We start from the raw sequence: 14,225 nt of genomic DNA, 5'->3' as shown, positions 1-14,225 counted from the left end.
TCGTCTAACCAGAAGCCCCGCTCGATCAGAGCGGGGCTTTCGTCCTGTTACTTGTTAAGCGCATCCTTCAGTGCCTTGGCCGGCTGGAAGCTGAGCTTCTTCGCCGCCGCAACCTTGATGGCCGCGCCGGTCGACGGGTTACGCGCCTCGCGCTCCGGCGTTTCTTTGACTTTGAACTTGCCGAAGCCGGGGAGGGAGGTCTCGTTGCCGGCCACCGCCGCCGCGGTGATCGAGGCGATGACCGCCTCGACGATGGCTTTTCCCTGAACCTTTGTAAGGCCGTGCTCGCCTGCAATCTTGTCGGCGATTTCATTGGTGGTGGTCATTTTACGTCTCCGCATTGTGTTTGACCCGGAATCCCTGCCATTGCCGACCGGAACTGTCATCGACACGCTGCTCCAAATGGCCCGGAAACTCCGGGATCTCCACAGTTATTCACCTGCGACATGTCAGATAACCCGAAGACAGGCATCGAGCCCGCCTTCGGTTTCGGGTGCGATACGGAGAGGAAATGTCTGCTCAGTCCGTCTGAGGGTGTCATGGGTGCATGACGGCCTCAAGGACGAGCGGTGCCCCCAATTTTGCCTCCGCTCCGGTTCCCTGCGCTCCAACAAAATCGGCTCCCCCACGCGCCGGCTCCGCCGGTCGCTGGCGCGATCCTTGACCCCGCCACGCCCCCATGACCGCGACGGTCGTCTTTCACAAACGTCAAGGAGACGACGATGCTTCTGGAACAACACATTGAAGAGCTTCGGCTGGAACTGCGCGAAGCAATCGACCTAGTGGAGCGCCGCGAGATCGAATCCGAGCTGGAGCTAGCACGCGCCGAACTGGCCGTGATCACCGCAGAGCAGGAAGGCGCAATCGACGCCGAGCCACCCTTCTGAGGGTGGCTTTTGCCATGTCGCCTGGCCTGACGCGCCGGGTCGACCGGCGCGTCACGCCCGAAGCATCGCTTGGCCGTCCTTTCATCCGCCATCGATCAAGCAATCACCTCTCGCGGCAAACGTGATCTCGGACCGTAGCCGCGCCTCCGCTTCTGCCGCAGGAGTCGGAGGAAGAGTCCAACCGCTTCCTCTTCCGTCTCGAAATGATGGATCAGTCTTTGGCCTTTGGCACCGATGCGGCCCCATCGGCGGATCAGACAGGCTTCGCCGAACAGGTTGGGCTCGATCGACATCGCATAGTAGCGCGCCATGTTCTTCCTTGCGTCCGTGCGTTCGACATAAAGCTGGTAGGGCTGCGCGATCATGGAACACAGAATCGGACACGGAAGTCTTTGCGTCCAACGACATATTTGAATCGGCCGGTGTTGATTGATTCACGGCGATGATGATTGGTGCATGACCGGGGCGAGCCGCTTGCGGCGGACGGTGCTATTCACTTTCGCTCACGGAGCCCGCAGGCGGTCTCCGCCCATTCAGGTCACGCCCCTCTCGCGGTTTCCGCGCCGTAGCGTGATTGTCGGGCGTCAGGGGAAGCGGAAAGGCTGCAGGGCCGGCTGCGCTCGGCAAACGGTCACGGCGCCTGCCGGCGCCGTGGTCTATCTCTCTCTGACTTCCTATTGTCGCATTCGCCCCGGCGGCCTCAAGGACATCGCGGCCCCTCCAATTTTTCCGCCGCGCCGCTGACGCGACACAACGAAAAAAGTCGGTTCCTCCGCTCGCCGCCGCTGGCGGTCGCTTTCGCGATCCCTGACCCCTTGGGTCGCCAATGCGGGCTCCTTCTCGTCAGAACGAAAAGGAGGCTTCTTATGTCTGATTTCAACTTTCACATGTTCTATGCCAAGCTCGCTGGCTTCAAGCTTCTCGTGAGCGCAAACCGTATCGGTTGCGAGGATGAATTCTCAAAGACGGTCCACGACCGGCTGCTCACCGGCCTCGATGGAGCGATCCACGCGACACGCCACATTATGGATCTGCAGCGTGAACTGCTTACTGCGGACGATCCAGAGGGCACGCTGTCGTGCCAGCTTCAGGGTGAGGCGGAAAACCTTACTAGCCGCACGTTTGTTCTGCTGGATGAGCTGGAGATCGATTTCGACACCCACGAATATCGGGTCGACGGCGGCGAGTGGCACAACGCACTGTCGGCAGACTGCGACGGCATCGAGATCAACTATCCGACAACGGTCCCTCTCAGCGACGCCGAACTCGGTCCCCTCGCTGCGATCATCCGCGATATTACGCGGGAAACAGGCATCGCCATCATCGTCGCGCGCGTCGTCTACGATTGAGGTGTGGGGCAGGACGAGAGGCGGCGTTTGCCGCCTCTCGTCTTTCGTCTTTTGCCTTGGCTTGACCGCTTGCAGGCATCGAGCCTGCGCACGGTCTTGAGGAGAAAGACTTGCCGCCTCTCCCCTCAAACTCCCCTCTCCCTGTGGTGCGGGTCGAGACCCGCCCGGCCTTTCGGGCCGGTGGGCGGACGCTGCCGCGACTTCCCCAAACAAGACGGAGAGGACGAGTACCTTGCGCTACGCCCTCATGTTTCGGGCATCCGCTCCAGGTGCTTGTCCTCTCCTGCGGGGCGCTCGCCGTCTCATCGTTCGGATGTCGTCGATACCCGTCACCTCCGGTGCCGGTTCTCTCGACTGCTCACGACGACGGCTCGCTTCAGCATCTCTAACCAATCGGCTTGGCCACCGTGCTGTTCCTCCGGCGCGGATCACAGGCTCGAGCCAGTGATCGCTGTTGCTTTGTCAAACGACTCGCAACAGCATCGGCGCCTCGGGCACGGTGGCCAAGCCGATTGGTTAGAGATGGCAGGATAGGCTATTGGTATACCAATAGCCTATTTCGCCCGAGGGGCGATTGTCGCTAGCGCGAGCGGGCGACGGTGGCATCGTCCAATTCCCCGTCGATCCAGAGACAAGACAGCACAGCGAAGAGGCGCCGGCCACGGGAAGGTGGGAGCAGGCGACCCCTTGGGTTATCGACCGCCGGACGCGATCGGGAACAACAGATTTTCAGCGAATTGGTGAATGCGCGAATGAGCGAATAACCGAAATGCCGATCCGCCGATTGAGCAATTAGGTGGATGGGCGGATTGCCGATTCAGCGAACAGGGGTCTGAGCGCATCGGTCTTTGAGCGAATAAGCCGCTCGGCGAATCAGCGCATGTGTGAATCGGCGAATAGGTGTTTGCGCAAGCTGGCGAATAGGTGCCGCGCCGATCCACCGAATGACGAATTAGATAACTGGGTAAATCGGCCTATGAGCGAACAAGCGTATGAGCGTGTCGGCGGATGAGTGAATGGGCGGTTCGGCGACTGAGTGCATGCGTGACTCGGCGAATAGGTGATTGTGCGAATGAACGAATAGGGGAATTGCCGATCTGCCGGATGGGTTTTTAGGCAATTGGCATCGGGGATGAAATCTACCCACGTCCCGCCAACAAACGCACCTTTCACGAGTCATGAGAGCGACTCTACTGCACGACGGATTCGAGCAAAGCGTCAGGGTTCAGGCTCGGCCGGTTGCAAATAATTACACTGAAGTATAAGTTCAGGCGACGTTAGCTTATGCCCTTTATCCGGCCGTTCCGGCTGCCATACCCCGTTTGATGAACGCACGGTTTCGATGACACACAGCCGATCTCTTCTGACCAAGGAATGGTACAAGGTCCCGCTTTGCGTCGACTGCCCGAGCTGCGGCGCGCAAACGAGATCTGCCGGCATCGTTGTGGGTCCGTCGAGCTTGATCGGAGATCCCGCCGACTCCGCCAAACACGATATCCTGACGAGGCCCCCGGCTTCGCTGGACGGGTTTGCATTTGTCGAAACGCTGAGCGGTCGAACTCAAAATATCGAGCGGTTCGTCGTCAACCGCTTCCATAGCATGTTCGCTTTCAGGAACGATTGCCTGATGCCGATTTGTGAGCATTGCACCGAGGGTCTCCCGCCGTCCACAATCCGGTCTTCAGTGATGAATGGTTTCGTCCGTTTGGGGCAGAGGCGGCTGCTCGTGAACGAACGGCTGCTGATTGTCGCGTCGAACGCGGTCCTGACAGAGTTTCACGGCGGCACATCGATCGAGGAAACCGACTTCCCTTATCCCGACTACGCGGTTGTGCTCGTCTGCGACACGGAGAGCCCAGGTGGCGATACCGGTACACTCGAATTGTGGCATAGCATCGCGCGCAACGACTACGTCGTTCTTGTCAGGGGACATGACGGTCGCGAGGTGCTTCGCGACGCCATTAACGACGATTTGGCCAGTGCGGTGGCAACCGTCTCCGATCTTGGATTGGTGCTGACACAGCTTCATCTCGCGCAGGTGTCGTCACCATACTGCGCGCTTGCCCGCGATCTCTTTCTCAAAGCGCTCGGCGATGCCGGGTATCAGCAGGAACATCAGGAGGCGGATCATGCAGGTCTCTAGATCACTATCGCAACTTCTAGCCATTCCGCTCGTTCTTTCGGGATGCGCGCAATTACCGCCACCAGCCCGGCCGTCGCCAGCACCACCATTTGCATATCTGAGCCTCAACGCCTGCCGAGACTATCGAAGCAATATTGTCGAGTGCCAGCTGGAATATGGCACGAAGTTTGGGCGGCATCGCCTTGGCCCGGTGCAAGAGGTTGCGCTAGCCCTGGCCAGCGATCGCGACGATGTTCGGTATCAGGTATCGTCGTGCTTTCCCGCTCCGAGAGTCCAGCGGGAGCTGCCAAATTTCGTGTGCCGAATCTATGGGGCTCAATCAGGAGCTGACGCCGGCTCTGTGTTGATCAAGGGCGGCACCGCGGTTCGCCTCGCGCGAATTCTTGGCGATCGGGAACAATTTGAATACCGGTGGACCCCCGATCCGTGGTCGCGGCTAAAATATTGAAGTCGCTTATGAATTTGGTGGCGAAGAGGGCGAATCTCTCGGCGAATTATACTCAAGTGCAATTTTTCGGTTGATTTTCAGGCCGGGATACAGTTCAAACTATTATACCGAAGTATAAGTTATGGACTGGTTTGGCCATGGATCGCAGCCCGCTTTCTCCCCTCCAGAGACCGCAAATCGAATGGTCGCGACACGTTTTTTGGCCTGCACTGACATCCGTTCTTCTCCTGACCTCTTTCACCGCCAGTACCGGGAAGGGCGGTCAGTTTATCGTAGCCGCGCCACCGCCTCAGCGGGGCGATCGGCTGCGCTCTGTTGACAATTTCAGATCAGGCTTCGCGGCAACGCAGCCGAGTTTGGCCGTCGTGGCCGCGACGACCACGGAGAGCGCAGCCTCGTCGCCGGCAATCAATTGGAGCAATTTCTCACAGCGGATCGGTGAACCCGACACTGCCGATAAGATGACGGCCACCCTGTCTCCACTTGGAACAGATGTGGTCGACACGATGGAAAGCAGCCTTGACCCGCGAGGCACGGCGTCGAGCGGAGGTGCCGGAGCCAAACTAGGCGTGTATTCGTCGATCGGCGTTTTTTCTGCTGATGATCAGCCGGTGACCGCGGCCGTCAACCAGGCAGGCGAGCCTCGCAGGAGCAGCGCGACGGCCGGAGCGCGACCTGACCTCATCGCCCAAATGCCCCAGGAGTATACCGCGCTCGCCATAAAGATCGCCGTCGAAGAGGGCGTCGATCCGAACTGGGTGCTGTCGATCATGCGAGCCGAGAATGGCGATTTCGATCCCGAACTGGTCAGTGCCGCTGGCGCCATCGGCCTGATGCAGGTTATGCCAAAGATTGGGAAGGCTTTCGGCGCTGCCGACCTTACGGATCCCGGGCAGAATATCCGTGCCGGTACCCGCTTCCTGCGCCTCCTCATCGATAAGTATCGCAATCCGGTTCTCGTCGCCTCCGCCTACAATGCCGGGGAACCCCGCGTCGACGCGCGTCATTCCTTGCCGCTGATTCAGGAGACTGCCGACTATGTGACGCGGGTCGTTGGCTACTACACGGGTGCATCGTCACCTTCATCAGCTTCGAGCACTACCAACGCAACTCCGTCCGTCCCGGCCCCTGGTCGTCCTACAGGTCGCGCTGATCGGGCTAGATCCCCAATGCTTGTCTTTTCCATTTCAGGCACGCCCGTGGCGGCACGCCGCAGCCAAGAGGAGGCCGCTGAAATCCCATTCGGCGGTCCAGTAAAAATCGTCAAGGAAGAGGTGCACCCATGAATCGTTCCGAATTTGCAATCTACGTCCTCGTCGTCTACGGGCGCGCGGTCTGGTACTCGCTGATGAGACAGAAGTGGATCGGCAATGCCGCCATCATCCTCACCGCCAGCCTAATCCTCCTCATCAGTCAATTTGAGCCAGCCGCTGCGCAAAATCTCGATGCGTTGCAGAACGCCGCCGACCGGCTGGTACAATTCTTTACCGGACCCTTCGGCCGCTCGGTCGGGGCGATCGCCTTTATCGGGATGTTTCTGGCGGCGGCCTTCGGGTACTGGTCCTGGGGAGCGCTGCTTCGTGTCGGAGGAAGCCTTGCCGGCATGTTTGCCGCCGCCGAACTCGTTGACTTCCTGGCTGGCGGCGGATCCTGATCATGGCAGGGTCTCAAAGCACTGCTGACGGTGGCGACGACTATATCGAGTGCCATCCCGTCATTCTCGCGCTCACCCGGCCGCCGACCGTGATGGGCATACCCTACACCTATTTTCTAGCGGAATGCTTTGTCTCGCTGATGGTGTTCATGATCTTGGGCTCGATCCTCTGGTTTCCGGTCTCCTTCGTCATCCTGCACACCATCCTCTACGTGCTCACAGTCAAGCTTGACCTGTGGTTCTTCGATATCGTCGGGAGGCTCAGCCTGTGCGGCATCAACCCGCTCGGCCGTCGGCTCGGCGGCGGCATCCGAACCTACGGAGCTTGACCGATGAGCACGATGGCGAGATCGCTGAAAGGAACCTTGTCGAAGGGGTGGGAGATATTTGCCGACCGCAGTATTTCGACCCATGTCCCGTTCCACGCGCCGATCGAAAACGGCATTATCCGGCTTAAGAATGATTGCCTGGTCTCGACCATTAAGTTGACCGGCTTCTCGTTTGAGACAGCTGATATCGAGACGATCAACATGCTGCAGCGCCAACGCAACTCGGCGTTTCGAGCGATTTCGTCTATCGGTAATTTCGCGCTCTACACCCATGTCATCAGGCGCAAGGTGGCGCCGTCGCTGCCGTCCGGCTTTTCCGACCCCTTCATGCGGCGCCTCGACGACGTCTATCAATCGAGCATTTCCAAGAACGAAATGTTCGTCAACGACACCTACGTGTCGCTGGTCGTCCGGCCCTTGTTCAGGAAGGGATCGGCGCTGTCCCGGATCATGGGCGTCGGCGGCAATGTCGTACGCAGGGAGCAGTTTCGGGCTATGCGCGATAAATTGATCGAGGCGACACGCGCGCTTGAGAAGTCCCTTGCTGTCTATGGCCCCAAGGTTCTGCGCGATATGCAACGCGTCGAAGCCGATCTTGGGAACGGAAGGAAGATCTATCGCGACATCTCCGAAGACATGCTGGTCGAGGAGGGCATGCGGAAGATCTGGTTCTCGGAACAGTGTGAATTCTTCTACACGCTCCTGAACGGTGGGCGCGTCCGGCCAATCCGGCTTGGCAATATCCCGATCGACCAAATGCTTCCCGCACGTCGAACGTCGATCGGCAACCGGGTCATCTATTTGCAGGGCGATACGCAGGACGATGATCGATATGCCGCGATGGTATCGCTGAAGGAGTACCCGCCCGAAACCGGGGCCGGCATGCTCGACTATGTTCTCAAGCTGCCATTCGAGATCGTGCTGACCCAGTCGATGTCATTCATCGACGACATGGCGGCGCGCAGCCGGATCGAGAGGCTCGACCGGCAGATGTCGAAAGCCGACGAGGGTGGTTCTAGCGTCCAGGCCAATCTCGACATTGCCCGTGACGAACTGGCTCGCAAGCGCGTCGCCTTCACGGAGCACCATCTCACCGTCATGCCCGTCGCCAAGTCGACGGCCCAGCTGGACGACGCGGTGGCCCTCATCGGCAATGAATTGGGAGCGCTCGGCGCCTCTTACGTTCGCGAAGACCTGAATGCCGAGCCGGCCTATTGGGCACAGCTTCCCGGCAACCAAGCCTACATTGCCCGCCGAGCTTTGATCTCGACCCTAAATTGCGCAGGTTTAAGCAGCTTCCACGCCTATCCCTATGGCAAGCCGGACGGCAACCATTGGGGGCCGGCGATCACCATTTTCGAGACCACATCTGGCACACCCTTCTTCTTCAATTTCCATCAGGGCGATGTCGGGCACACCACAGTCTTCGGCCCGACCGGATCGGGCAAGACCGTGATCATGGCTTTTCTGATCCTCCAAGCCTACAGGGTCAGCCCGCGCCTGAAGACGATCGTCTTCGACAAGGACCGCGGCCTCGACATCATGGTACGCGCGGCAGGCGGCACCTACATGGCGCTGGAGCCCGGTGAACCGTCCGGCTGGAATCCGCTCCTTCTCGATGACACCGAAGAGAACCGGGTTTTTCTCTACGGCCTTCTGAGCTTCATGTTGAAGCCGTCGAAGGAAGGCGAGAACCTGACGCCAAAGGAAGAGGCGATTATTCGCAACGCCATCAAGTCGGTCCTGAAAACGAAGGACAGGTCCTATCGCCGTCTGTCGTCGCTACGCGCTCTTCTCGCCGGCAGCGAGAGAACCGAGGGGAGCCTGATCGCGAGGCTCGATAGGTGGGTCGGTCATGGCCCATATGCGTGGCTGTTCGACAATGCCGACGACAATCTCGACATTTCCAGGCCGATGATCGGCTTCGACATGACGTCGATCCTTGACGATCCGACGGTGCGCACCGCAGCGCTTCTGTACATGTTTCATCGGCTCGACGCGATCTATGACGGCAAGGCGCCGATCATCAACCTGATGGACGAAGCCTGGAAGCTGCTCGATGACGACGAATTCAAGCGCACGATGAAAGACTATTTCAAGACGATCCGCAAACGGAACGGTCTTGTGATCTTTGGCACGCAGTCCGCCGACGATGTGGTTCAATCGAGCGTCAGCCGGACGATCATTGAGCAGACGTCGACCAACATTTTTTTCGCCAATCCGAAGGCCGACGAGAACTCCTATATGGATCATTTCCGGCTCTCCAGGGCCGAATTTGACTGGGTCAAGAATGGCGACCCAAGTTCGCGCTTCATGCTGATCAAGCAAGCCAAGAGCAGCGTCATCGCGCGCGTCGACATGTCCCACATGCCGGAATTCATCAAGGTGCTTTCGGGGAGGGAAGAGACCGTGCGCGAAGTCGGGCTGCTGCTCGACGAATACGGCGACGATCCAAAAGGCTGGCTTTCGAAGTTCTGCAACTGGGAGGGAGGCGCGTCCGATGAAGACCGCAAGGCTTTCTGAGCTGGCGACCGTCAGCCTCCTGGTGCTCGCCGCTGTGACAACCCCGACCGCCTACGCACAGGTGCCCGTTATAGACAACGCTCGTCTGAAGATCCAGCAGGAGACGTTGAACTGGTACAAGAGCTATGAGGCGGACACTCAAGGGGTAAAGGGCGCCACGGGCGGAACGACCGACAGCGTAGCACCCGGCCAAGGCTCCGGCGCACCGGCCGATTGTTCGGCGGAAGGCATGGCAGGAAACACAGCGTCCGCCGCACCATCGAAGCGGACCCCGAGCCAAGAGGAGGTCGCTCGCATGGTCGAAGACGAGGCGCTGCGCCAGGGCGTCGATCCAAACTTTGCCATGGCTATTGCCGAACAGGAATCGCGCTTCCGGCAATCCGCGCGTTCCGCCGTTGGCGCGACCGGCGTCATGCAGCTGATGCCGGGAACCGCGGCAGGTCTCGGCGTCAATCCCTATGACACGCGCGACAACATTCGCGGCGGCGTCAAATATATCAAGCAACTCCAAGGGATGTTCGGCAACCGCTACGACCTGATTGCCGCCGGCTATAATGCGGGGCCGTATCGCCAGTCCCTGCAGAATGGACAGATCCCCAACATCCCCGAGACGCAGGATTACGTCAAAAAGGTTTCGGCCCATTACAGCCGCAACACGGCGCAGAATGGCGACCACACTCCTCCATCTGGCACCGAAGCCGAGCCGGAAACCGTCAGCGATAGCGGGGGTTGCGGCGAGCAGTTGAAGAAGGCCGTCGATCGCAACACAGCGGCACGGATCGAGCGCGGAAACGTGTGGAACGCGTTTGTCGAGAAGTCGACGGAAGCGAACCAGCAATATCTGCAGCGTCTTCAGGCCGGCCTGCAATCGTCGTCGGCGAACCTGCGGGGCGCTGGCGGCGGCAATGCGAGGGATCACGACGGTTCGCTTGTCATGGCGCAGATCCAGTGCCCGACGACGATCGCCGATACCGGCAGCACCCGCTGCTTTGCCGTGCCGCCGACGGCTACGACCGAGCAGATCCAGCGCTGGCTTGAGGACCTGCAGGAACAGGCACGCGCCAACGGCGATGTCGCCACCTTCTCGGTGATGCAGGATCCGGCACTGGGTCTGGTGACGGTTGTCGACGCCAGGCCGACAGCAAACTGAACGAGCAAGAGAGGTTAGGCACATGAAGACATTCATTATCGCGGCGGCTCTTGGTATCATCGCCGCCTCGCCCGCTTACGCGCAGGTGCCGGTCAAGGACTCGGAGAACATATCTCTGAGCGAGGAGATCAAGCGGCTATCGTCGCAGATCCAGCAGGACACGTCAGTCGTCAAGGACAATACGACGAAGACGCTGCAGGCGATCACCGGCGATCGCACCCGGGATGCCAGCCAATTTGCCAAGCTTGCGACTGGCAACGGTTTCAGCATGGGGCAGGCGCCGGATTTCAACAGCATCTTGTCCGGCAACCAAGCTGTTTTTGGCGGTATCGGCGGCCAGTTCCAGAATACGGCCGCCAAGCTGATCAACGGCTTGAATCTTGTGAAGATGATCGCCGACACGGTCAAGGGGGGCGAGCTCTCCGGTGCCAACCAGGCTTACTCGCAAGGCATAAACGCCCTGACGACCATGACGGCGCTCACCGACGCGATGAACAGCGCCACCAAGGATAGACAGAATTCCTTCATGCAGGCGACACAGCAGATCGGCACCGCGCAGGATCTGAAGGGAGCGCTGGAGCAGAATACCCAGATGGTGCTGCAGGGCAACCAGACCGCCAACGAGGCCGTCGGCTCGCTCAACAATCAGGTCATGCTGTTGAACCAACAATACAAGGCCGCGCTCGCGACGTCGTCTCAGAACCTCAAGACCTTCGCGACGCTCCCCGACAGCGTCATGCGTGATGACGGTGCCGGTCAGCAAGGTGTCTCCGTACGGGATCAATTGAAGGCGTTCGAGGAGCAGTCACAGTGAGGTTGACCCTCGTCATTGTCCTCGGCTGCGTGGCGCTTTCCGGCTGCGCCGGCAAACAGGAACAGCTGGCGAAGTGCTCCGTCGACGAGAACCCGGTGCCGGCACTTGGCTTTGATAAGGAGCAGAAGCCTGGACCCGCTGAACAGGCACTGGCGGCAGCCGTCGTGAACGATTGCGGTCCGATGCGGCCCGTCAATCAATTCTAGAAGCCACTCACAGGATGCGACATGGATCCGGTCAGCTACGCGATCAATTTCTATGGCGATGCCTTGCGTTACTTCGACAAGATCAACGAAGCGTCGCTGGAACGAGCCTGGGGTCTGTTTGCCGAAAACGGCAATCTCGTCTCCGGGATCCTGGCGATCTTCCTAATCCTGTATTTTCTCTGGGGCGCGCTCGGTTTTTCCAGCGTGTCGTTACAGGATATGGCCGTCACGGCATTCAAGCTCGCGCTCGCATACGCTCTGATCATGTCCTGGGCCACATTCTACGACAATGTCGGCCAGTTCGTGCTGTCGACGCCACAGGATCTCGGCTCGGCGATTTCCTCGGCAATGGGTGGGCAATCGGCGGGATCGGATCTCGCCAGCCAGGTCGCGTCGATGGCGCGCAAAGTCTACGACTTTGCCATGCAGCTCTTCAATTCCTACGAGTCCGGCTGGCTGCCGAATGTCACCGGCGCTGTCGTCGTCTTCATCGTGCTGGTCTTCGGACTGCTACCGATGCTCTTGATCCTCACCGGCGTGACGCTGTTTGCCAAGATGATTACCGCGGTCATGCTGGCGATCGGGCCGATCGCCATCCTTTGCTATTTCTTCGGTATCACGCGGTTCGTCTTCGACGCCTGGGTAAGGGGCGTCGCCTACGGCATGTTCATGCTTCTCTTCACGTACATCATGGCCGGGCTGTCTTTCGGGTTTCTGATCGGCATGATGGACACCATCAACGGGGATATGGCGACCAAGGAGAACGCTCTCGCGATCGTGCTGGCCATGGTTCTGTACCTGGCACTGATCTCCTACTTCATTTTTCAGGTCCCTGATTTTGCCCGCACCTTCGCTTACGGCGCTGCCATATCCGGGGTGCCGGGCGGGGGTGGCGTCGACGCGGCATATGGATCGGCACGAAGGGGACTGTCGACCAGCAATTCGAGAGCCGGGCAAGCCGCAGCGGTTGCTCTTGGCATGTTGGCAGGCCCCAGAGGCGCGGTGACAGCGGCCGCGCTCGCCGGCCGCGGCGGCATGGCAGGTGCCGGCGCACTCGGCCGCATGCTGACCAATCGGCGCCGCAACGGCGAATGACGATCAGGCGACAGAGATGTTTCCACGATTTTGACGCCCACGAATTCGAGGTTTGAAACTTGGCATTGTTCAAAAAGCAATTGAGGGCCGCCCCGGCCGATCATGTCCCTGGTCCGCAGGATATCTACGATCAGCATTTGTCTTGGGGAGAAAAGAACCGTTCGCTCAGGACCCTGATTGGTCTCATCCTCTTGGCCTTCGCCATTGCCGGCTGGGTCGTCGCCGGCGTGCTTTCTTTTTCGGTGGCCCAGCTTTTCCCCCTTGTCCGCACCGAAGTCGTTCCTCTCGTCGTCGACAAGAACACGGGATACATGGAAACCGTGACGTCGCTCGACAAGGATCGGTCTAACGTCTCGGAAATGCAGGCCGTTCGGGCCTCCTTCGTCGGCAATTACGTCATACGGCGGGAGACCTACGATCCGCGTTATCTGTCGGACAATTTCGACATGATCGCGCTTTGGTCGGAGCCGAACTCGGAAGCTTTCAAGGACTACGAGGAATGGGTGAACCCGTCCAACCCACGAGGGCCTGTGAAAACCATGGGCGCCACCGGTGACATCCGTCCGGAGATCCTCTCGGTCAATCCGCTCAATGCCTCGACCATGGCCGTCCGGTTCGAGACACGGGAACGCCAACGTGGCGGTGACGTCGTCAATCGATGGTCTGCAACGGTACGCTTTCGCCAGATCAATCTTCCAGCCAGCAACCGGGTTCGGCTTTACAATCCGCTCGGCTTTGTCGTTACCGAATATGTGAAGGTCCCAGAGACAATGCCTTCGGGGCTTGCTCCATGAAGAGATGCGCCGCCGCATTTTCCCTCGTTCTGCTCATGACCCCAACAGTCGTTCATGGCGAGCTCCTGGCACGGCCGGGCCGGCTTGACCCGCGCGTCCGGTCACTTCCGTATTCTGCCGAGCAGGTATTTCTCGTCACCGGCACCTATGGGCTGGTCACGACCATCCTCTTCGGTACTGACGAGGAGATCACACAGGTCGTCGCGGGCGACACCGTCTCTTGGCAGATCCTCACCTCGGCAGACAGGCGTTTGTTGACATTGAAGCCGATGGAGAAGGACGCGGCGACCAATTTGTCGGTCGTGACCACGAAGCGGACCTATTCCTTCGATCTGCGCGTCAACGACAGCAAGGCGATGCAGAACCAGACCTTCAAGCTGACATTCACCTATCCGGAAGATGCCGGCCTGAAAGGAACTGCCGAGCTCTGGAAACAGGCCCAGGATGCCGAGCGCAATCCGAACATCAAGAACATTCGTCGCGACAAGGTCAATTACGACTATGGCTTCAAGGGCAACGATGCCGCCAAGCCCCTGTGGGTCTTCGACGATGGGGTGAAGACCTTCATGAAGTTCACCGGCGACATCCCGGCAATCTTCATCGTCGACCCCAAGCGGCGCGAGAGCCTCGTGAACTATCGTCGGGAGGCCGATTACATCGTCATCGACAAGGTCTCGCGGCAGTGGTCCCTGCGATATGGGACCGAGGAGGAGACATGCCTGTTCAATCTCCGGACTTCTGCCGCCGACACCCCGGCGCCCATCGAAGGCGCAGTCGCTCCAAAGCGGATTGGAGCCGGAGCCGCCAACCAGCAACCCCAATCACGATAGGAG

15 protein-coding genes are annotated in these 14,225 nt (G+C 59.5%); 13 read left to right on the top strand and 2 right to left on the bottom strand.

Going from position 1 to position 14,225, the window contains the following annotated elements:
- Window positions 1-47: 47 nt before the first annotated feature.
- A complete protein-coding gene (locus tag HJB83_RS03455) occupies window positions 48-341 on the bottom strand; it encodes an HU family DNA-binding protein (RefSeq protein WP_259671260.1) in 294 nt (97 codons plus the stop codon).
- Window positions 342-722: 381 nt separating this feature from the next.
- On the opposite strand from HJB83_RS03455, the gene HJB83_RS03450 reads away from it, so the two are divergent.
- A complete protein-coding gene (locus HJB83_RS03450) occupies window positions 723-887 on the top strand; it encodes a hypothetical protein (protein WP_207586058.1) in 165 nt (54 codons plus the stop codon).
- 95 nt (window positions 888-982) lie between these two features.
- Here HJB83_RS03450 and HJB83_RS03445 read toward each other — a convergent pair whose 3' ends face one another.
- Window positions 983-1,252 (bottom strand): WGR domain-containing protein, encoded by a 270-nt coding sequence (locus tag HJB83_RS03445; protein ID WP_221159460.1) that lies wholly within the window; start codon window positions 1,250-1,252, stop codon window positions 983-985.
- A gap of 501 nt (window positions 1,253-1,753) precedes the next feature.
- On the opposite strand from HJB83_RS03445, the gene HJB83_RS03440 reads away from it, so the two are divergent.
- The 12 genes from HJB83_RS03440 (at window position 1,754) to HJB83_RS03385 (ending at window position 14,222) form a co-directional block, all read left to right on the top strand.
- The gene (locus HJB83_RS03440) at window positions 1,754-2,236 is read left to right on the top strand and encodes a hypothetical protein (protein ID WP_221159459.1); all 483 of its coding nucleotides are present in this window, start codon (window positions 1,754-1,756) and stop codon (window positions 2,234-2,236) included.
- 1,459 nt (window positions 2,237-3,695) lie between these two features.
- Complete coding sequence (locus tag HJB83_RS03435; RefSeq protein ID WP_259671259.1) at window positions 3,696-4,379, top strand: hypothetical protein; 684 nt, start codon at window positions 3,696-3,698, stop codon at window positions 4,377-4,379.
- A gap of 813 nt (window positions 4,380-5,192) precedes the next feature.
- Window positions 5,193-6,113: a transglycosylase SLT domain-containing protein gene (locus HJB83_RS34550; RefSeq protein WP_311044485.1), complete on the top strand. Its 921-nt coding sequence runs from the start codon at window positions 5,193-5,195 to the stop codon at window positions 6,111-6,113.
- The gene (locus HJB83_RS03425) at window positions 6,110-6,481 is read left to right on the top strand and encodes a TrbC/VirB2 family protein (protein ID WP_221159456.1); all 372 of its coding nucleotides are present in this window, start codon (window positions 6,110-6,112) and stop codon (window positions 6,479-6,481) included. The genes HJB83_RS34550 and HJB83_RS03425 overlap by 4 nt, the downstream gene beginning before the upstream one ends.
- A gap of 2 nt (window positions 6,482-6,483) precedes the next feature.
- Window positions 6,484-6,810 (top strand): VirB3 family type IV secretion system protein, encoded by a 327-nt coding sequence (locus HJB83_RS03420; RefSeq protein ID WP_221159455.1) that lies wholly within the window; start codon window positions 6,484-6,486, stop codon window positions 6,808-6,810.
- Between the two features lie 3 nt (window positions 6,811-6,813).
- Window positions 6,814-9,333 carry a VirB4 family type IV secretion/conjugal transfer ATPase gene (locus tag HJB83_RS03415; RefSeq protein WP_221159454.1) on the top strand — a complete coding sequence of 840 codons (2,520 nt, stop codon included), beginning with the start codon at window positions 6,814-6,816 and terminating at the stop codon, window positions 9,331-9,333.
- Window positions 9,311-10,483 (top strand): lytic transglycosylase domain-containing protein, encoded by a 1,173-nt coding sequence (locus HJB83_RS03410; RefSeq protein ID WP_207586050.1) that lies wholly within the window; start codon window positions 9,311-9,313, stop codon window positions 10,481-10,483. The genes HJB83_RS03415 and HJB83_RS03410 overlap by 23 nt, the downstream gene beginning before the upstream one ends.
- Before the next feature lie 22 nt (window positions 10,484-10,505).
- Entirely contained in the window at window positions 10,506-11,297 is a 792-nt protein-coding gene (locus HJB83_RS03405; RefSeq protein ID WP_221159453.1) for a conjugal transfer protein, read from the top strand.
- A complete protein-coding gene (locus HJB83_RS03400; protein ID WP_207586048.1) occupies window positions 11,294-11,503 on the top strand; it encodes a hypothetical protein in 210 nt (69 codons plus the stop codon). Before HJB83_RS03405 ends, HJB83_RS03400 begins: the two co-directional genes overlap by 4 nt.
- 21 nt (window positions 11,504-11,524) lie before the next feature.
- Complete coding sequence (locus HJB83_RS03395; RefSeq protein WP_207586047.1) at window positions 11,525-12,598, top strand: type IV secretion system protein; 1,074 nt, start codon at window positions 11,525-11,527, stop codon at window positions 12,596-12,598.
- Window positions 12,599-12,657: 59 nt separating this feature from the next.
- On the top strand, window positions 12,658-13,392 hold the full coding sequence (locus tag HJB83_RS03390) for a virB8 family protein (protein ID WP_221159452.1): 735 nt from the start codon (window positions 12,658-12,660) through the stop codon (window positions 13,390-13,392).
- A complete protein-coding gene (locus tag HJB83_RS03385) occupies window positions 13,389-14,222 on the top strand; it encodes a TrbG/VirB9 family P-type conjugative transfer protein (protein WP_221159451.1) in 834 nt (277 codons plus the stop codon). Before HJB83_RS03390 ends, HJB83_RS03385 begins: the two co-directional genes overlap by 4 nt.
- The last annotated feature ends 3 nt before the right edge of the window (window positions 14,223-14,225 follow it).

Origin of the sequence: Rhizobium sp. NZLR11, from assembly GCF_019685115.1 — a bacterium.
Lineage (GTDB): Bacteria > Pseudomonadota > Alphaproteobacteria > Rhizobiales > Rhizobiaceae > Rhizobium.
The sequence above is the reverse complement of the archived record's forward strand: the minus strand, read 5'-3'. Positions and strand labels throughout refer to the sequence as shown.